At 59.7% G+C, this 18,105-nt stretch carries 15 protein-coding genes and 1 pseudogene; 6 read left to right on the top strand and 10 right to left on the bottom strand.

Annotated features, from left to right (window positions below):
• Nucleotides 1-561: 561 nt before the first annotated feature.
• The 8 genes from tyrS to ACRCJM_RS11265 all read right to left on the bottom strand — a co-directional run bounded on the left by tyrS (nucleotide 562) and on the right by ACRCJM_RS11265 (nucleotide 9,591).
• The gene (tyrS, locus tag ACRCJM_RS11300; RefSeq protein WP_431464978.1) at nucleotides 562-1,869 is read right to left on the bottom strand and encodes a tyrosine--tRNA ligase; all 1,308 of its coding nucleotides are present in this window, start codon (nucleotides 1,867-1,869) and stop codon (nucleotides 562-564) included.
• A gap of 203 nt (nucleotides 1,870-2,072) precedes the next feature.
• Nucleotides 2,073-4,388 (bottom strand): HelD family protein, encoded by a 2,316-nt coding sequence (locus ACRCJM_RS11295; RefSeq protein ID WP_431464977.1) that lies wholly within the window; start codon nucleotides 4,386-4,388, stop codon nucleotides 2,073-2,075.
• A 106-nt stretch (nucleotides 4,389-4,494) separates the two neighbouring features.
• Nucleotides 4,495-4,749: a Txe/YoeB family addiction module toxin gene (locus ACRCJM_RS11290; RefSeq protein WP_237186795.1), complete on the bottom strand. Its 255-nt coding sequence runs from the start codon at nucleotides 4,747-4,749 to the stop codon at nucleotides 4,495-4,497.
• Nucleotides 4,750-4,752: 3 nt separating this feature from the next.
• Nucleotides 4,753-4,998 carry a type II toxin-antitoxin system Phd/YefM family antitoxin gene (locus ACRCJM_RS11285; protein ID WP_431464976.1) on the bottom strand — a complete coding sequence of 82 codons (246 nt, stop codon included), beginning with the start codon at nucleotides 4,996-4,998 and terminating at the stop codon, nucleotides 4,753-4,755.
• Between the two features lie 154 nt (nucleotides 4,999-5,152).
• Nucleotides 5,153-5,635: a hypothetical protein gene (locus tag ACRCJM_RS11280; RefSeq protein WP_431464975.1), complete on the bottom strand. Its 483-nt coding sequence runs from the start codon at nucleotides 5,633-5,635 to the stop codon at nucleotides 5,153-5,155.
• Between the two features lie 629 nt (nucleotides 5,636-6,264).
• Nucleotides 6,265-6,816: an adenine phosphoribosyltransferase gene (locus ACRCJM_RS11275; RefSeq protein ID WP_431464974.1), complete on the bottom strand. Its 552-nt coding sequence runs from the start codon at nucleotides 6,814-6,816 to the stop codon at nucleotides 6,265-6,267.
• Between the two features lie 9 nt (nucleotides 6,817-6,825).
• Nucleotides 6,826-8,268 (bottom strand): argininosuccinate lyase, encoded by a 1,443-nt coding sequence (gene argH, locus ACRCJM_RS11270; protein ID WP_237205563.1) that lies wholly within the window; start codon nucleotides 8,266-8,268, stop codon nucleotides 6,826-6,828.
• 120 nt (nucleotides 8,269-8,388) lie between these two features.
• Nucleotides 8,389-9,591, bottom strand: coding sequence for an argininosuccinate synthase (locus ACRCJM_RS11265; RefSeq protein WP_135011410.1), 1,203 nt, complete (start codon nucleotides 9,589-9,591; stop codon nucleotides 8,389-8,391).
• 222 nt (nucleotides 9,592-9,813) lie between these two features.
• On the opposite strand from ACRCJM_RS11265, the gene ACRCJM_RS11260 reads away from it, so the two are divergent.
• The 5 genes from ACRCJM_RS11260 to ACRCJM_RS11240 are packed head-to-tail and all read left to right on the top strand — an operon-like array spanning nucleotide 9,814 to nucleotide 15,337.
• Nucleotides 9,814-10,272, top strand: a complete 459-nt coding sequence (locus ACRCJM_RS11260) for a hypothetical protein (protein ID WP_431464973.1) — start codon at nucleotides 9,814-9,816, stop codon at nucleotides 10,270-10,272.
• Nucleotides 10,265-11,848 (top strand): HAMP domain-containing sensor histidine kinase, encoded by a 1,584-nt coding sequence (locus ACRCJM_RS11255; protein WP_431464972.1) that lies wholly within the window; start codon nucleotides 10,265-10,267, stop codon nucleotides 11,846-11,848. Before ACRCJM_RS11260 ends, ACRCJM_RS11255 begins: the two co-directional genes overlap by 8 nt.
• A gap of 41 nt (nucleotides 11,849-11,889) precedes the next feature.
• A complete protein-coding gene (locus ACRCJM_RS11250) occupies nucleotides 11,890-12,552 on the top strand; it encodes a response regulator transcription factor (RefSeq protein ID WP_185173230.1) in 663 nt (220 codons plus the stop codon).
• The gene (locus ACRCJM_RS11245) at nucleotides 12,549-14,066 is read left to right on the top strand and encodes an SLC13 family permease (protein ID WP_237205559.1); all 1,518 of its coding nucleotides are present in this window, start codon (nucleotides 12,549-12,551) and stop codon (nucleotides 14,064-14,066) included. The genes ACRCJM_RS11250 and ACRCJM_RS11245 overlap by 4 nt, the downstream gene beginning before the upstream one ends.
• Before the next feature lie 29 nt (nucleotides 14,067-14,095).
• Nucleotides 14,096-15,337: a glycerate kinase family protein gene (locus ACRCJM_RS11240; RefSeq protein WP_431464971.1), complete on the top strand. Its 1,242-nt coding sequence runs from the start codon at nucleotides 14,096-14,098 to the stop codon at nucleotides 15,335-15,337.
• A gap of 29 nt (nucleotides 15,338-15,366) precedes the next feature.
• Here ACRCJM_RS11240 and ACRCJM_RS11235 read toward each other — a convergent pair whose 3' ends face one another.
• Entirely contained in the window at nucleotides 15,367-16,941 is a 1,575-nt protein-coding gene (locus tag ACRCJM_RS11235; protein WP_431464970.1) for an AMP-binding protein, read from the bottom strand.
• A 156-nt stretch (nucleotides 16,942-17,097) separates the two neighbouring features.
• Here ACRCJM_RS11235 and ACRCJM_RS11230 point away from each other — a divergent pair, with 156 nt between their 5' ends.
• On the top strand, nucleotides 17,098-17,496 hold the full coding sequence (locus ACRCJM_RS11230; protein WP_237198536.1) for an ankyrin repeat domain-containing protein: 399 nt from the start codon (nucleotides 17,098-17,100) through the stop codon (nucleotides 17,494-17,496).
• Between the two features lie 116 nt (nucleotides 17,497-17,612).
• Here the strand turns inward: ACRCJM_RS11230 and ACRCJM_RS11225 are convergent.
• A pseudogene (locus tag ACRCJM_RS11225) lies at nucleotides 17,613-18,101 on the bottom strand (arginine repressor); the annotation flags it as partial.
• Between the last annotated feature and the right edge of the window lie 4 nt (nucleotides 18,102-18,105).

The raw sequence follows: 18,105 nt of genomic DNA, 5'->3' as shown, positions 1-18,105 counted from the left end.
TAGTAAAACCAGCCGGTGTTTCGTATCGGTCATTCTCAGTTTTTTGTGTTACCCGTTTGGGCAACTCATTCAGTCTATAATACTTTTTCCATCATCGCAACTCGTTAGAGCGTGACGATAGCCACAAGCTCTTTTCTTTACTTCAAAGCCTTAGCTTCAAACCCGAAAACCAGTTCAATCAACTTTCCCTGGGAGTCTTTATCGACTCAACTTGTGGTGCACTATTCGATTATTTTTCGCTTCCAACCGGTTCCCCGTGCCTCAGCGACTCGTTATACTTTACGCAGGTTTTTTGGAGCATGCAACCCCAACGGGGCTCTTTTTCCCTCAAAACACCACCTAAACCCACCCAAACGAAGATATTTCCCCTAGTAAACAGCGGGTTAAATTTTCTCAAAAATATTTTGAAAAACTTTTCTAGCCTCGCAGACCCCTGCCCAGGCCCAACTCCGTTTTTATCCGCTTTTACCGCCCTGGCAAGCGCAAATAACAAAACCCGCCCCACTCTCTCCTTGTGTAAGGAGGAGAGGTGGGGCGGGCGTCCTCACTCAAGAGAAGAACTTACTGGGCAACCTCAACAACTGCCATGTTCTTCTTGCCGCGGCGAACTACCGCGTACTTGCCGAGAAGCAGGTCGGAATCGGTGAGGGCGGCGTCCTCGCCCTGTACCTTGACGTTGTTGATTGCTGCACCGCCTTCCTTAAGTGTGCGGCGGGCCTCGGACTTAGAGGCAGAAAGGCCGGTCTCGGTCAGCACAGTCACCATGTCCAGCTGGTCAGTTGAAAGCACAGCGTGGGGCAGCTCAGCGGTAGCGGCCTTGAGGGTGGCCTCGTCCAAGGCAGCAAAATCGCCCTTGCCGAAGAGAGCCTCAGAAGCAGCGATCACCTTTTCGGTAGCTTCAACACCGTGTACCAGAGAGGTCACCTCGTAGGCCAGGGTCTTCTGGGCTAGGCGCTTGAAGGGCTCTTCTTCAACAGACTTCTGCAGGGCAGCAATCTCGTCGCGGGTCTTGAAGGTGAAGACCTTGAGGCGGTCAGCTACGTCAGCGTCAGCGGTGTTCAGCCAGAACTGGTAGAAGGCGTAGGGTGAGCACATCTCGGGGTCAAGCCAAATAGCGTTGCCCTCAGACTTACCAAACTTGGTACCGTCAGAGTTAGTAATGAGCGGGGTGCCCAGGGCGTGGACAGACTTACCGGTGACCTTGCGGACCAGCTCGGTACCGCTAGTCAGGTTGCCCCACTGATCGGAGCCACCGCACTGAAGGGTCACGCCGTGGCGGCGGTTGAGTTCCAGGAAGTCATTACCCTGCAGAATCTGGTAGGAGAACTCGGTGTAAGAGATACCCTCTTCAGAGTTCAGGCGCTTAGCCACAATCTCTTTCTTGATCATGGTGCCCACGCGGAAGTTCTTACCGATTTCGCGCAGGAAATCGATGGCAGACAGTTCGCTGGTCCAGTCCAGGTTATTGACCATCTGGGCCCCGTTCTCACCCTCAAAGGACAAGAAACGCTCAATCTGGCCGCGCAGACGGCTTACCCAGCCCTCAACGACATCGCGGGAGTTGAGCACACGCTCAGAGGTCTGGCGGGGATCCCCAATCAGGCCAGTAGCACCGCCGACCAGGCCGAAGGGGCGGTGGCCAGCCAGCTGCAGGCGACGCATAAGCAGCAGCTGGACCAGGTGCCCCAGGTGCAGGGAAGCTGCGGTGGGGTCGTAACCGATATAGAAGTTCACGGTCTCTTCAGCCAGCGCCTTCTCAAGGGCTTCTTCATCGGTGCTGACGTGCACAAATCCACGCCACTTCAATTCCTGCCAGATATTCTCGAAGGAATCATCGTTGTGCTGAGCTGCAAGAGTCTCTTCAGACACGGTTACTCCATGGTTAGTAATGAACAAAAAGCAGTGGCAAATCCACCTGCTACCACGGTACCAGTTCACCACCCAGGCAGGCTTCGGACAGCTGCGGTGTTCTCTGATTGAGAGATAGAAATAAGGACGCCGCCACCCCACTCCCCTGCTCAACGGCAGGGAAGGAGGCAGCGGCGTCCTCTCATTCAGGAACCAGAAGAAGGCTACTCTGTAGGGATAAGACCAGCCGGCAGCTCACACGAAGCCAGCAGGTGAAGGCGCTGGGTGGGGCGGGTCATGGAAACATAAAGGTCACCAACTGAACCGTTAGCAGCGCGCACCAGGTCGGCGGGCTCAACGATAATCACGGTGTCGAACTCCAGGCCCTTGGCCTCCCACGGGGTCAGGATGAGTACCTGGTGCTCCAGGGCAGAGGCCGAGGTACCCAGCTTACCCTTGTGCTCGGCAGCGATTGCCAGGGCAGTCTCGCGGTAGCGCTCTTCACTGACAATCACGCCAATCAAGCCACCGGCGCCCTGCTCCAGCTCATCGCTGACGGTGCTCACCACAGCCGGGTAGAGGCCGTCCTCACCCACGACACAAGCGGACGGTGCCCAGTTACCCTCGCGCACAGCGCGCGGGGCTGAAATCTCCAGGCCGGCAGCGCGGGCAACCGCAACGGCGGCGTCCGAAATCTGGGCGGGGGTGCGGTAGTTGACGGTCAGCTCGTCCAGGGTAAAACGCTCCCCCACGAAGGGCTCCAGAGCTTGCGCCCAGGACTGGGAAGCAGCAGCCGATGAAGCCTGGGCAATGTCGCCGACAATCGTGAAGGACTTCATGGGGCAGCGACGCATGAGCAGGCGCCACTGCATGGGGGAAAGCTCCTGGGCCTCATCGACCACCACGTGCCCGTAGGCCCAGGTGCGGTCGGCCTGCGCGGCACGGGCGGCGGTCATACGCTCACCGCGTTCCTCGTTGAGCTCAGCAATCTGCTCGGCGGTGACCACACCATCGACACCCATATCGGCCAGCTGCTGATCCACGTTCTCCAGAGCCTTGCGCGCATTTTCGAGGTTAGCCTGGTGGGCAGCCTCAGCGCGGGCAGCAGCCCCCGCACCGGCGACCTTAGAAAAATCACCCAGCAGCTCAGCTGCCTCATCAAGCAGGGGTACATCGGACTCGGTAAAGGGCAGGTTCGCTGCGCGGGCCAGGGTGTCGCGTTCGGTATCGGTCAAGACGCCGGCGGTCGTGCTGTGCAGGTACTCCGGCTTGGAAAACAGCGAGCGCACCAGGGTCTCAGGCGACAGGGGCATCCAGGCCAGGTTGATGGCCCGGCGGACGTCCAGGGACCCGCGAACGTCATCTTCCAGGTAGGGGCGGTCAACCGCGTGGCCGGCGGCGGCATCCAGCTTTTCGTTGAGCTGGACGGTGAGCTCTTTGAGGAGCACCTTCACAAAGGTTTCCCGAGCCTCATTATGGGGCTTGCCGGTTGAACGCGCCGTGTTGCGGGCGTGCTTGACCATGCCGGGGGTCATCTCGATGGCGGTAGAGTCCACATACATCTTCACGGGCTTGGCCGGTACCTTCTGGCGGTCGGCCACTGCCTTTTTGATAACCTCGGCCATGCGTAAATCACCCTTGACCCTAGCAACAGCGGGGTCGGTTTCGGGTACGGCCTTGATACCCGGGTACAGGGTTGCAAGAGACGACATAACCACGCCGGTTTCACCCAGCGAAGGTAGAACACGCTCGATGTACCACATGAAGGAGGCGGAGGGGCCAACGACCAGTACACCGGCGTTATTCAGACGCTCGCGGAAGGTGTAGAGCAGGTAGGCAGCTCGGTGCAGGGCAACAGCGGTCTTACCGGTACCGGGGCCGCCCTGCACGACGCGGACGCCCGCCAGATCGGCGCGGATGATGGCGTCCTGCTCTGCCTGAATAGTGGCAACGATATCGCCCATACGGCCGGTGCGCTTACGGTTGAGGGCAGCCAGCAGGGCACCCTCGCCGTGCAGGTTCTCATCCCCCTCATCGAGCATGGCTGAGTCGAGCACGTCATCTTCGAAGCCGGTGACCTCGCGACGCTCAAGCATGAGGTGGCGGCGGCGGCGCACACCCTGGCGGTTGAAGGCTGTGGCCTGGTAAAAAGTACCCGCTTCGGGGGCGCGCCAGTCAATGAGCAGGCGCTCGTGGTCTTCGGTTGCCAGGCCGATACGGCCGATATAGCGGATAGCCTCGTCGTCGAGGTCAAGACGGCCAAAAGCCAGACGGTGGTCAACAGCGTTGTACTGGGCCAGGCGGTCTTCATAGTGCTGGGCGTAGGCGTCACGTTCTGAACGGTTCTGGTGGCTGCCAACAGCCTGGTTCTTGCGGGTGCTCTTGAGCTTTTTCTCGTTAATCTCTCGGAGCTCATCGAGGCGGGCGTACAGCCTGCCCACGTAGGCTCGTTCGCCTGCCAGCTGAGCCTCGTAGGCTTTTTCAGCGGCAGTCTGCTCACCGGTTGCGGTTGTGTTCTCGGTCAAGAGGGAACCCTTCATCGCGGAAAATTCAAGCCCTCCATTCTACCCGTACACCCGAGCAAAAAGAAAGGACGCCCGCGGCAGCTCGGTGGGGCAGGGAGCCCAGACTTTCAATCGCTGCCTATCAGTAGTGGTATCTGCAAGCGGCAATCAAGATTGACGTATCTGTTATCGCATAAATGAGTCTGTGTTCGTCTGTAATCCGCCGCGACCAGAACCCTGACCAGTCGTGTTTAAGGGCCTCGGGTTTGCCTATACCCTCGTGCCCGTTGCGGGCAATATCTTTGATCAGAGTGTTAATGCGTTTGAGGACTTTGCGGTCCTGCTGCTGCCACCAGAGGTAGTCTTCCCAGGCGTTTTCATCCCACACGATTTTCATGGCTTATTCTTCGATCAGCTGGTGCTCTTCCCCCAGACCAGCTTTCAGGCGCGCGATTGAGTCAGAGATTCGACGAGCGTTCCTGGGAGAGCGCATGAGGTAGGCGGCTTCTTTGAGGGACTCGTAGTCTTCGAGCGATAGCATGACGACGGGGTCGTGCCCCACTCTAGTGATGATGACTTCTTCGCGGTCATTGATAACAGAATCCATGACCTCTGCGTACCGAGCCCGAGATTCTGAATAGGTCATTGTTTTCATTCCACACAGCCTTTCTTGTACAACCAATTGTACGGCTGGTGGTTTCTGTTGGGTAGCCCCGAGAGAACAGCACAACCCATTCCAGAACGAAGCGGACACCCGCCCCTCCTCTGCTTGGGAAGGACGGGCGTCCGCTCAAACGCCATTAGGGCTGGGTCACACCGTCAGGTGAGATAGTAAAGCCCGTACCGTTCTCACCCACACACTGCATTTTGTTTGCCGCCTGTGGCTGACATGAAAAACCAATAAAGTTAAGAGTCGTTCCGATATCTAAGGGTTGGGCGTTGTACAGACCTGCTAGAGAATCCTGTGTTCCGCCTTCTGATATCTCTATTTTGCCGGTTGCCCCAAACACGACCTTCCATGTCTTTAGGTACCCAGTTGCTGCAGGATTACGCTGAATAACTTCACAGGTTACTTCTGTACCTGACTGCGTCCCGCACGCTAACTGGCCTGAAATGACATCAGCAGACCATGCATAGTAAAAATCTGAGTTCTGCTGCCCAACATAGAATGAGTGAGGTTCAGCGATATAGCCGGGTATCGGCTCTACGCCCAGGCGTTCATGAATATACCCACCGCTTATTGGGTCGGTGCACCTTACCGTTGTACCGGTAACTGGACTCATCCGTTCGTTTCCTTCGCAACGGTAGCTCCCGACGCTGATGCTCTGCGTCCAATCAGCTCCGGTCGCCTTACGGGTTGCCCAGTACCCACGAACGGTCTCCAGAGCTTCTTTACAGCTAACAGGGCCTCCAAATACGTATGTATGCGCACTAAAATCGTACCCGTCGTCTTCTGCCAAGCCACAGTTAGTACCAGGTGCAGCTACACTCCCAGAGGCTTCATCCGATGCAGGCGAGGATGCTTCAGCTAAAGCAGTTTCGGTATTAGAGGCACTAGCTGAACTGGTAGCTACAGTGGATGCAGAAGATGGAGAAACCGACGCACTTGCTGAGTTAGCCACCTCAGTAGTTGGTGATTCGCTAGATTCAGTCTGATGAGCATTAGAGCCGCAAGCAACCAGACCAAGCAGAGCGATAGTAGTGCAGGAAACAAAGAGTTTACTAGGCATGAAAACCTCAAATGTGTGTGCGGTAACAGTGATACCACCAGCTTACCCAAAACGCCGGGGGCTTCTTCAGAAAAATTCGATCTCAGACCTAAAAAGCAAAAGACCCCGGTTTTTGTGCATGTACCCCAAGTAAAAACCAGGGTAACTGCATGAAAACCGGGGTACTAGGCGCGGGGCAGTCTCTATTCAGCGACCAGAGACAGAGCCTCTAAGCGGTGGCCAGCCAGGGTTTCGCGTCCGCCCAGGCCCTCAAGCTCCAGGAGCACGCCGATGCCGGCGACCTTCAGGTCAGCCATTTCCATCAGGTGGGTGGCTGCCTCAAGGGTGCCGCCGGTAGCCAGAAGGTCATCCACAATCAGCACGCGGGAACCTGCCGGGATGTCGTCCTTGTGAATCTCAATCGCGGCCTGACCGTATTCGAGGGAGTATTCCTTCATGTAGGTATCGCGAGGCAGCTTACCAGCCTTACGCACGGTCATGACGCCGGTACCGGCAATGTAGGCGATAGCCGAAGCCATCAGAAAGCCGCGCGCTTCAACGCCAGCTACGATATCGAACTGGCCCTCAAAACGCTGGGCGAGCTCTTCCATAGACGCCCGGAAGACCTGCGGGTTAGCGAACAGGGTGGTGACGTCGTAGAAGAGGATGCCTTCCTTGGGGTAGTCCTGAATCTGCGCGCAGGCAGCGGGGATCTGCTCATCAAGGGGCAGGGAAGAATCAACGGGCTTAATCATGCTTTTAGCCTAGCTGATGACCTGGGGGCGGGCCGCGAAAGCACGCGCAGGTTCTAGCTCACTCTTGAGCGCTTCCAGCTGGGCGGCAACAGCTGACGGGGCGGTGCCACCCTGGGCACTCCGGGAATTCAAAGACCCCTCAACGGTGAGCACTTCGCGGACGCCCGCGTGCAGGGCAGGTGAGATCGCCAGGTAATCCTCGTCGGTCAGGTCCCACAGTTCGCAGTCCTTTTCTTCGCAGACGCGCACAGCTTCACCGGCCAGTTCGTGGGCTACGCGGAAGGGTACGCCCTCGCGCACCAGCCACTCGGCAACGTCCGTCGCCAGGGCAAAGCCCTGGGGGGCCAGCTCAGCCAGACGGTCGGTGTTGAAGGTGAGGGTGGCAATCATGCCGGAGACAGCGGGCAACAGAACTTCGAGCTGGTCGATGGCGTCGAAGACCGGTTCCTTGTCTTCCTGCAGGTCGCGGTTGTAGGCCAGGGGCAGGGCCTTCAGGGTTGCCAGCAGGCCGGTGAGGTCACCGATCAGGCGACCGGCCTTGCCACGGGCAAGTTCAGCGATATCGGGGTTCTTCTTCTGCGGCATAATCGATGAGCCGGTGGAGAAGGAGTCGTGCAGGGTGACGAAGGAGAATTCCTTGGTGGCCCAGAGAATAATCTCTTCAGAGATACGGGAGAGGTCTACCGAAATCATGGCGGCAATCCAGGCGAACTCGGCGTAGACATCGCGGGAGGCGGTGCCGTCAATAGAGTTATGGGTTGCGGAGTTGAAGCCCAGGTCAGCGGCTACAGCTTCGGGGTCCAGCCCCAGGGAAGAGCCCGCGAGCGCCCCGGAGCCGTAGGGTGATACGGCGGCGCGCTTGTCCCAGTCCAGCAGGCGGTCAAGGTCGCGGGACAGGGCCCAGGCGTGGGCCAGGAGCTGGTGGGAGAGCAGGACGGGCTGGGCGTGCTGCAGGTGGGTACGGCCGGGCATGGGGGCGTAGGGGTGAGCCTCGGACTGGGCAATCAGAGCATCGATGGTGTCCATGACGCCGGTGGCAATGATGGAGGCGTGATCGCGCAGGTACATGCGGCCCAAGGTGGCAATCTGGTCGTTGCGGGAGCGGCCAGCACGCAGCTTACCGCCCAGCTCAGCACCGGCACGTTCGATGAGGCCCTTTTCGAGGGAACCGTGCACATCCTCATCCGACTCCGCCGGAGTGTAGGCGCCAGAACGGACGTCGGCTTCAAGCTGGTCAAGGGCTGCAATCATGCCGGTGAGCTCATCGTCGGTGAGCAGACCGGCCTTAGCCAGCACACGGGCGTGGGCGCGGGAGCCTGCAATATCGTAGGGCGCTAGACGCCAGTCAAACTGGGTTGACTTCGACAGGGCGGCAAGAGCCTCAGAGGGGCCGCCTGCGAAGCGTCCGCCCCAGAGAGCGCCATCGTTGGTACCGTGCTTTTCAGCTGACATAGTTTTACCTTTGCGGGGTTGGGAAAATCGTGCGGGGTAAGGCAAAAGCCGCCCGCCGGCGTCCTTACCTTCTCGTGGGGTAAGGACGCACGGGGTTGGGCGGCACGGGCTGGGTGAGGTTTAGAGACCCAGGCGCTGGTCGCGGGCTGAAGCGACCTTGGAGGACATGCCGAACAGCTCAATGAAGCCGCGGGCCATGGACTGATCGAAGGTGTCGCCCTCATCGTAGGTGGCCAGGTTGAAGTCGTAGAGGGAGGTCTCTGACTTACGGCCGGTAACAACGGCGCGGCCACCGTGCAGGTCCATGCGGATATCGCCGTTGACCATCTTCTGGGTGTCGTTGATGAAGGCATCCAGGGACTTCTTCAGCGGTGAGAACCACTGACCATCGTAGACCAGTTCGGTCCAGCGCTGGCCAACGATCTTCTTGAAGCGGGCCTGCTCGCGCTCGATGGTGACGTTTTCGAGTTCCTTATGGGCAGCCATGAGAGCCATAGCGCCGGGAGCCTCGTAGATTTCGCGGGACTTAATGCCGACCAGGCGGTCTTCAACGATGTCGATGCGGCCGATGCCCTGGGCACCTGCGCGGCGGTTCATAATCTCGATAGCTTCAAGCGGGGTAACTGCCTGGCCGTCGATAGCAACGGGGATGCCTTCCTTGAAGGAGATGACGACGGTATCGGGGGTAGGAGCGAAGGTGGGGTCGTCGGTGTAGTCGTAGACGTCCTTGGTGGGGCCGTTCCAGATGTCTTCGAGGAAGCCGGTCTCAACAGCGCGGCCCCAGACGTTCTGGTCGATGGAGAAGGGGTTCTTCTTGGTGGTGACGATCGGCAGGTTGTTCTTCTCTGCGTAGTCGATGGCCTTCTCACGGGTCAGGGCCAGGTCGCGCACGGGAGCGATGCACTTGAGCTCGGGGCCCAGGGTCTGGATGCCGACCTCAAAGCGGACCTGGTCATTGCCCTTGCCGGTGCAGCCGTGGGCAACGGTGGTGGCGCCGAACTGCTTGGCTGCTGCTACCAGGTGCTTGGTGATGACGGGGCGGGACACAGCCGATACCAGGGGGTAGGCGTCCATGTAGAGGGCATTGGCCTTGAGAGCCGGCATGCAGTACTCATTGGCGAATTCATCGCGGGCATCCGCCACATAGGCTTCAACGGCACCGCAGTCGAGGGCGCGCTGGCGGATAGTCTCAAGATCCTCGCCGCCCTGCCCTACGTCAACGGCAACGGCAATAACTTCTGCGCCGGTTGCTTCGCCGATCCAGCCGATGGCAACTGAGGTATCTAGACCGCCTGAGTAGGCCAGGACGATGCGCTCTTTCATGGTGCTCCTTGAGATATTACGTTCAGGGGCGGGAGGTCCCCGCAGGTTCTATAAATAATTATGCACACTCAGACATAATTATGCAAAACGTATCGGCCAGTGATACGCGCTACTATCATCGCGCGCCGTTACAAAACCGGCAAGAGAAACGCGCACCCCAAAATGAAAAAACCTTAATGGAATACTCACAGAACTTTTAAAGACGACTGACACACTAGAAACATGCTCAAGAAATACATGTTCGGAATCCTGCTCCTAGCAGCTGTTGGAATGGTCGCCGCTCTCGCTCTACTGATGAGCTTCCGCGGCCAGCTCGGTGACGAGGTAGACCCCATCGTCCTCGACCGCACCACCTCCCCCAGCTCGTCAGCGTCCGCCTCTGCAACCCCCTCGCCGTCAGCTAGCAGCGAGAGCCCCAGCCCTGAGCCCACCGAAGAGCCAGCGGCTGAGGAAGCAGCCCCGGTTGAAGAAGCCCCCGCCGAGCAGGCGCCGGCTGTTGTTGAAGCCCCGGCCCCCGCAGTGGTTGAGCAGGCCCCTGCCCCTGTTGTAGTCGAGCAGGCTCCCGCACCTGCACCGGCTCCCGTCATGGTAGAACAGGCACCGGCACCCGCCCCCGCACCTGCCGACGACGATGACTTTGATGATGACTACGAGGTCGATGACGATGGCGACGATGACTAACCCTCTCACCAAGCTGTGGGCCAAGCGGCGTTCTAGCGACTCTTCCCGTCTGAACAACCAACGCACAGGGTCGGTACGACTTCGCATTGTCGCATGGATGGTTTTGGTGACCGCCTTTATCATCACAGGCCTCATCTTCACGGTTCGCGAGATCCTCATCAGCGAGGTCGGCGCCAACGCCGCAGCAAGTACCGAAAGTGAAATCTCAGAGTTCCGCACCTTTGCTGAACTCGGTGTAGACCCCACCACCGCTGCCCCCTTCGAAGACCTGGACCAGATGCTCACAGCCTTTGTGTCCCGCCAGTTCACCGGCTACGCAGAGCAGCTCATTGGCGTTACCAGCAACCAGGTCATCATCATCGATGAGCAGCAGGACTACGCAGAAGAAACCGGCTACAGGCTGCATCAAGACAAGGACCTCCTTGCCCTCATCACCGGGTATGAGAGGACGTCGGGGATCGAGCAAACCCCGGCAGGCCCGGTGCACTGGGGCAAGGTCGAGGTCAGCCTCAACACCGACGATGGAACCCAGACCGGGCACCTCATCGTTGTGGAATATATCCAGCCTGAGCTCGATGCGGTGCAGCACACCATCGTCACCATGATTTGGGTGGGGCTGGGCGGGCTAGCTGCCACCGTAGTCATCGCGTGGCTGGTCGCGGGCCGTATCACCAAACCGATTCGGAGCCTGCGCACCGTCGCCCAAGAAATCAACGACAAAAACTTTTCAGGACGAGTCGCCGTCAAGGGCGACGACGACGTGGCAGCTATGGGCCACACCTTTAACCAGATGCTAGATAGATTGGAGGAGTCAGCCATGATTGAACGCCAGTTTATGGACGACGTGAGCCACGAGCTGCGCACCCCCATCACCATCGTGCGCGGTCACCTTGAGCTCATGGACCGCACCGAGGAACAGGATCAGACCCTGCAGCTGGTCGACGATGAGCTAGAACGCATGGGTCGTATCGTCGCCGATCTGCTCACCCTCGCCAAGTCCGAGCGTCCTGACTTTGTCTCACCGCACCCGGTAGACGTCGCCGACCTGATGATTACCCTCGACTCGAAGGTACAGGCCTTTACCGACCACCGCTGGATGATGGCCGACATCGCAGAAGGTGAAGTTGACCTGGATGAACAGCGCATCACCCAGGCTCTCGTCCAGCTCTGCGCCAACGCAGCCCAGTACTCCCCCGAAGGAACCACCATCTCTATCGGCTCAGCCTTTGAGGGAGCAGGTTCCCACCGCGAGCTCAAGCTCTGGGTACGAGATCAGGGCCCCGGCGTCAGCGAAGAAGACGCCGCAACCCTCTTCGAACGATTCAAGCGCAATAACGCCAAAAACCCTGCCACCGCTAAAAAGCACTCCGTGGGTGCCGGGCTGGGGTTGGCCATCGTCCGCTCCATCGCAGAAGCCCACGAAGGCTCCGTCTGGATTGCCCAGCCGGACGACGGTATCGGCGCTATCTTCGGCATCACCCTGCCAGCAGCTGCCGCAGCGGATAGCGGTAAGGACGACACCGATGCCCTAGCAGATAGCGTCTCCAGCGTACGCTACCCCAGCTGGACCAAATAAAACTCTTAGACCCGACCGCACCATCAGAAAGAAGCCCCGCCATGAGCCATATCCTGATTGTTGAAGATGACCCGCGCATCTCGTCCTTCATCGTCAAGGGCCTGAAGTCAGCAGGCTACACCTCAACCCTCATCGACGAAGGCCGCTCAGCCTACGCCCTGGCCAAGGTCAGCGATTTCGACCTCATCATTCTCGATGTGGGGCTTCCCGGTATGGATGGTTTTACCATCATGAAGTCCCTGCGGGCTGAAGGCATCACAACCCCCATCATCATGCTCACCGCCCGTGACTCCGTTTCAGACACCCTCGAAGGTCTTGAAAACGGCGCCAACGACTACATGACCAAGCCCTTCCAGTTCGCTGAGCTCTTAGCCCGCATCCGTCTGCGCTTGCTCGACACCAACCGCGAAGAAACCAATGCCTCGACCCTGGCCCACCGCAACCTTGAGCTCAACGTGCTGACCCGCCAGGTCACCGTCAACGGCACTATCGCTGAACTCACCAGCCGTGAATTCGCCCTGCTCGAGACCTTTATGAGGCACAAGAACCAGGTGCTCTCGCGCGAGCAGCTCCTGGGCCAGGTGTGGGGCATGGACTTTGACCCTAACTCCAACATCGTCGACGTCTACATTCGCGCACTCCGCAAAAAAATTGGTGATGACTATATCGCCACCGTCCGAGGGGCAGGGTACCGATTCGTATGAAACTTCTATATTCATCAACCAATGCACCTGCCCACGAACCGGCAGTAGATACCGCGCCGCTGACCATCGTCAAGCCCAGTTTTATCACCGGTAAGCTACTCATCTCGTTCTTCGTTGCGGTGCTCCTCATCGGTGCTACTACCGTCACCGGGATGACCTCCACCGAGCTCTCCCTTGAGGGCGCCCTCACCCTTGCCATCTTCATCCTGGCAATCTGGGCCTGGGTGTTCAGTCCGCTGTCAGACACCTACGTCTCACTCGCAGCTGCGGTAGCTCTGGTGCTGACCGGCATTATCAGCACCGACCAGTTCACCGCTTCACTGGGCACTTCGGCTGTCTGGTTGCTGGTGGCAGCTGTGGTGATGGCCCAGGCTCTGACCGCCTCAGGTCTCACCCGCCGTCTCACCGCCCGACTTGTAGCCCTGGCCCGCACCCCGCGCCAGCTCGCCCACCTCTACAACCTAGCCCTCTTTCTGACCGTCTACCTAGTCCCCTCACCTTCAGGCCGAGCAGCCCTCGCCCTGCCCATCTACCTGGCCATGGCAGAAGCTATGCCCGACCGCCCCAAGCTGGTCAAGGCCCTGGGAATCCTAGCGCCCTCCACCATCCTGGTCTCAGCGGTTGCCTCGTTTATCGGTGCAGGTGCCCACCTGGTCACCGCCGAAATCCTGGTGGCCTACGGGCTAGAAACCATCGGCTTCCTCGAATGGATCATTCTGGGCTCGGGTCTAGGCCTGCTTGCCTCACTCCTGGTCACCGAGCTGGTCTTCATCCTCTTCCCCACCCGCGATGACGCCCCGGCAAAACTCCATATCGACCTGGCAGACTTTGAAACCGAAGGCAGCACTCCTGTACGAGGCTCCCTCACCCAGGCAGAGAAAAACATAGCCCTGGTACTCGGCATTGCAATTCTGCTCTGGTGCACAGAGTCCTTTCACGGGGTAGACCCGGTAATTGTGGCCGTGCTCGGCGCGCTGGCTGCCAGCGCTCCCCGTTTCGGTTCGGTCAAGCTGGCTGCTGCTCTCAAAAAGGCTCCCTGGCCCATGCTCATCTTCATGGCCACAACCCTGGCCATTGGTACCGCTCTCTCGGAATCGGGGGCAGCGACCTGGCTGGCAGAGTCAATCTTCGCCCCGGTTTCGGGTCTAGGACGCAGCGGCGCAGCGGCCTTTGTACTTCTCGTCATTGCCCTCTCGACGGTGGCCCACCTGGTGATTCAGTCCCGCTCAGCCCGTTCGGCTGTGCTCGTCCCCCTGATTATCACCGCCGCCATCCCCCTGGGGGTCAACCCGGTAGCGGCCGCCTTCATCTCAACCGCAGCCGCAGGCTTCTGCCACACGCTGACCTCCAGCGCTAAGCCGGTAGCCCTCTTTGCCACCATTGACGGCCGCCCCACCTACACCCCGTCCGACCTTCTCAAGCTTTCGGCCTGGCTGGCACCGCTCCACGCAGCGCTCATTGCCGGCTTCGCCTTCTTCATCTGGCCGGCCCTGGGTCTGCCGCTCTACCTCTAAATCACCACACCTTTACAAGGAGAAACACCATGACTATGTCCATTCCCCAGCGTATTCTAATCGCCCCTTCCGGTTTCAAGGGCTCTCTTGAAGCTGATGTTGTAGCGGACGCCATTGCGTCCGGTATCCGCCGCGTCATTCCCGGCGTCAACACCGTGACCATGCCGATTCCCGACGGCGGCGAAGGCACCGCAAAGATGCTGGCTGGCTCCACCGGCGGCAAGCTCGTACACACCAAGGTCACCGGCCCGGTAGGCCAGCAGGTTCGTTCCCACTACGCCCTGCTCGGCGGAGCTCAGGACGGCGTCGCGGTCGTTGAAATGGCAGCGGCCGCAGGGCTCTCCCTGGTACCTAAGGATCTGCGTAACCCCGCTGAAACCACCACCTACGGAGTGGGGCAGCTCATTGCTGCGGCACTCGATAACGAAGACGTACACACCGTACTGGTAGGCTGCGGCGACTCAGGCACCTCAGACGGCGGTGCCGGTGCCCTCTCAGCACTGGGTGCCCGTATTCTCAACGAGGCCGGAGAAGAAATCCCCCTGGGCGGCGCCCACCTGACCGAGGCTGCGTCCATCGACTACTCCGGTCTACACCCCCGCCTTTCCCAGGTACGCATCGTCCTGGCTCTCAACCAGCACAACATCCTGACCGGCCCCAAGGGCGTTGCCCGCGTCTTTGGCCCCCAGAAGGGGGCAACCCCCGAGCAGGTTGAACAGCTGGATGCGGCCCTAACCCACTGGGCCAACCTGCTGGAAGAGACCTACGAGGCCATGACCGATGGCAAGCTGCACATGGACTTCCACACCGGCGCAGGCACCGGCGCTTCCGGCGGTCTGGGGGCAGGGCTGGCTTTCATCGGTGCTGAGCTTACCCCGCGCTTTGAGGCCCTCATCGACTCCGGCCTGGCCGGCATCAACCTTGATGAAGAAATCCGCCACGCTGACCTGGTCGTTACCGCAGAAGGCGCTATCGACTTCCAGACCCCCAAGGGCAAGGTTCCTGCAGAAATCGCCGCCCGCGCCCAGGGTTCGGGCGCCCCGGTACTCGCGCTGGCTGGCTCTATCGGTAAGAAGGCCTACCGCGTGCACGATGCCGGCATCGACGCTTTCGCCTCGATTATCCCCCTGCCCATGGACCTTGAAGATGCCCTGGTCAACGGTGAAGAGCTGCTGACCGACTCGGCAGAGCGCACCTTCCGCATGATTCTGCTGGGTGCTTCGCTCTCGGCGTCCATGCAGTCCCGCCGGGCGCAGCTGGCCGCCGCCTAACCTAACGGGTGAACGGTAGAGGCTCTCCCCTAGGCTTCCTGGGTGAGGGCCTCTGCCAGTACCCGCTTCAAGATTTTGCCGGTGGGCCCCAGCGGCAGCTCCTCTTTGAAAACATAGCGACGCGGGTACTTGTAGGCGGCAAGTTCCCGGCGGGCCAGCTGATCGAGGGACGCGGTCAGCTCAGCCTGCTGCGAAGCGTCCAGGGGTTCGCGCGGCACCACTACCGCCACAATTTCTTCGCCCACGGTCTCAGAGGGCTGCCCCACCACGGCTGCCAGCTGGACAGCGGGGTGGGTGTAGAGGACGTCCTCAATTTCCCGCGGGTAGACGCTGTTGCCGTTACGCAAGATCATGTCTTTGAGGCGGTCAACGATAAAGATATTTCCCGCCTCATCGAACCGGGCCACATCACCGGTGGCAAACCAGCGGCCTTTGAGCACCTCGGTGCTCGCTTCGGGGCGGCCCCAGTACCCGGCCATGACGTTGGGCCCAGCCACCCACAGTTCGCCAGCTTCACCGGTAGCCAGCGACTGGCCCTGCCTATCGACCACTTTCACGTCTACCCCGGGTAGGGCCCTGCCGACAGAACCAATGACCAGGCCGTATTCAGCCCGGTTGAAGGACACAACGGGCGCAGTTTCACTCAGCCCGTACCCCTCGTAGATGGGGAAGGCTACCAGACGCTCAATATCGGCGTGAACGGAGGCGGGCAGGGCAGCCCCGCCCGATATGCCGAAGCGGATACGCCCCCGCAGCTGGTCGGTCAAAGCAGGGTCGGTGCCCAGATAGGTAGCCAGGGCACTGTACATGGTGGGAACTGCAGCAAACACCGTAACTCCGACAGTGGCGCACAGCTGGGCTGCCCCACCCGGGGTGAAACGCGGGAGCAGGGCAATGGCGGCGCCCGCTGCGAGTACCGCGTTCATCGATACTGTCTGCCCAAAGGCATGGAACAGAGGGAGGCCACCGAAGATAACGTCGTCTGCGGTGAAGCCAAAAACGTCAACGCAGGTTCTAGCGTTCGACAGCATATTGGTATGGGTCAAGGTCGCGCCCTTAGGAGCACCTGTTGTACCTGAGGTGTAGAGGATAACGGCCGCATCGTCCCCGGCGACCGCCTGCGGAGCCCAAGAACCCAAGGTGGGAGTATCTACCTCGAAGGTTTCCTCGGGCGCTATAGACTCGATGCGCAGCGAAGCTCCTACCTCAGCAGATACCTGGTCTAGTTCCTGCCCAACCCGGGTCCCAGCCGCTGCCACCAAAAGCCGCGCACCGGCGTCCTGAACCTGATAAGCCGCTTCGCGGGCTGATAGGAGCGGGTGCATGGGCACCACAATCGCTCCCAGCGACAAGGCACCGTAGTAAAGGCCCACCATAGCCGGTACGTTGGGTAGCGCCAGCGCAACCCGGTCGCCGGTCTCAACACCGCGATGAAGGAGCCATTCACGAGCAGAAGCCGTCAGCAGGTTCAGCTGACGGTAGGTAAAGGTTCCACCCGCCCAGGTTAAGGCTAGGGAATCATCATCTGCCCGCTCCGAAAGTAGGGCTGCAATATTGTGCTGAGGCGATGCGACGAGAGTCTGGTCAGCGTCTTTGGTATCCACAGGTCTGCCTTTCTTCGAGCCTAGCTAGCCCTGCCCATTCTTTCACACCTTCTACCTCAAAACTTCTGAACAAAAGTTATAAATAAGGCGGGCATGAGCTGTAGGGTGGTCTAGACAGGGTTGCTAACGTGCCTCACTTTTTGAGAAAGTGAAAGTATGACAGATGTGAACCATAGCCTGACCGAGCAGGACATCGACTTCCTTAACTCGGTGTTCGACCTGGCACGTGACAACAAGCCGGTAGCCCTCAAATCGCTGTTTGACCAGGGCGTACCTGTTGACCTCACCAACGCCAAGGGCGATACCCTGCTCATTTTGGCCGCTTATCACGAACACGCTGACATGGTTCAGCTCCTGATCAATGAGGGGGCCGACCTTGACCGTCTCAATGAGCGGGGCCAGACCGCCCTTGTCTGCGCTACTTTCCGTAACAACCTTCCGATTGCCCGCATGCTTCTCGATGCTGGCGCCGACGAAACCCTGGGGTCGCAAACTCCCGCTGATGTGGCAGAGTTCTTCGACCTTGACGAGATAAAGAAACTTTTTGAGGGGTAATGGGTTAGACCGGTATCACTACCGGGTTTACCTACGCCCACCCCGTTAATTCAGCCCCGGTCTTCGACGATGAAGACCGGGGCTTAACTGTGGTGTGCGGTGCCTGCCCAGCGGGGTTAGGCCGCCCACTCCAGGAAGAGGGAAGCGACCTTTTCACCGCCGTTGGGGTCGCGGGTAATGACCATGACGGTGTCGTCGCCCGCGATGGATCCCAGCAGGGGCTCTAGCCCTGCCTGGTCAATAGCTGAAGCGAGGAACTGGGCGGCTCCCGGCGGGGTACGCAGGATGACCAGGTTGGCTGAGGCCTCGGCGGTCACGAGCAGTTCTTTGAAGAGGGAAACAAGGCGGGCATCGGGGCCTTCCTGGGTGCTACGACGGACGGGGTGGTTAGGCACGGCGTAGATCAGCCCCGACTTTTCGTCGCGCACGCGCTCGGCGCCAATTTCCACCAGGTCGCGGGAGAGGGTCGCCTGGGTGACTTTGAGCCCGTCGTCGGTGAGCAGCTGGGCTAGTTCGGCCTGCGAGCGCACGCGGTGGGTTTGGAGCACCTCGATGATGCGGGCTTGCCGCGCGGTTTTGGTGGAGGGAATCGCCATTGTTTCTTCTCTT

Origin of the sequence: Rothia sp. L_38 (assembly GCF_050689125.1) — a bacterium.
Classification (GTDB): domain Bacteria; phylum Actinomycetota; class Actinomycetes; order Actinomycetales; family Micrococcaceae; genus Rothia.
This window is presented reverse-complemented; position numbering and strand designations above follow the sequence as displayed.

What these genes read in the sequence shown, in the direction of transcription:
- ACRCJM_RS11295 (WP_431464977.1), bottom strand. Translation starts at nt 4,388, where the DNA reads ATGAAGGGTTCCCTCTTGACCGAGAACACAACCGCAACCGGTGAGCAG.
- ACRCJM_RS11290 (WP_237186795.1), bottom strand. Translation starts at nt 4,749, where the DNA reads ATGAAAATCGTGTGGGATGAAAACGCCTGGGAAGACTACCTCTGGTGG.
- ACRCJM_RS11285 (WP_431464976.1), bottom strand. Translation starts at nt 4,998, where the DNA reads ATGACCTATTCAGAATCTCGGGCTCGGTACGCAGAGGTCATGGATTCT.
- ACRCJM_RS11280 (WP_431464975.1), bottom strand. Translation starts at nt 5,635, where the DNA reads ATGAGTCCAGTTACCGGTACAACGGTAAGGTGCACCGACCCAATAAGC.
- ACRCJM_RS11275 (WP_431464974.1), bottom strand. Translation starts at nt 6,816, where the DNA reads ATGATTAAGCCCGTTGATTCTTCCCTGCCCCTTGATGAGCAGATCCCC.
- argH (WP_237205563.1), bottom strand. Translation starts at nt 8,268, where the DNA reads ATGTCAGCTGAAAAGCACGGTACCAACGATGGCGCTCTCTGGGGCGGA.
- ACRCJM_RS11265 (WP_135011410.1), bottom strand. Translation starts at nt 9,591, where the DNA reads ATGAAAGAGCGCATCGTCCTGGCCTACTCAGGCGGTCTAGATACCTCA.
- ACRCJM_RS11260 (WP_431464973.1), top strand. Translation starts at nt 9,814, where the DNA reads ATGCTCAAGAAATACATGTTCGGAATCCTGCTCCTAGCAGCTGTTGGA.
- ACRCJM_RS11255 (WP_431464972.1), top strand. Translation starts at nt 10,265, where the DNA reads ATGACTAACCCTCTCACCAAGCTGTGGGCCAAGCGGCGTTCTAGCGAC.
- ACRCJM_RS11250 (WP_185173230.1), top strand. Translation starts at nt 11,890, where the DNA reads ATGAGCCATATCCTGATTGTTGAAGATGACCCGCGCATCTCGTCCTTC.
- ACRCJM_RS11245 (WP_237205559.1), top strand. Translation starts at nt 12,549, where the DNA reads ATGAAACTTCTATATTCATCAACCAATGCACCTGCCCACGAACCGGCA.
- ACRCJM_RS11240 (WP_431464971.1), top strand. Translation starts at nt 14,096, where the DNA reads ATGACTATGTCCATTCCCCAGCGTATTCTAATCGCCCCTTCCGGTTTC.
- ACRCJM_RS11230 (WP_237198536.1), top strand. Translation starts at nt 17,098, where the DNA reads ATGACAGATGTGAACCATAGCCTGACCGAGCAGGACATCGACTTCCTT.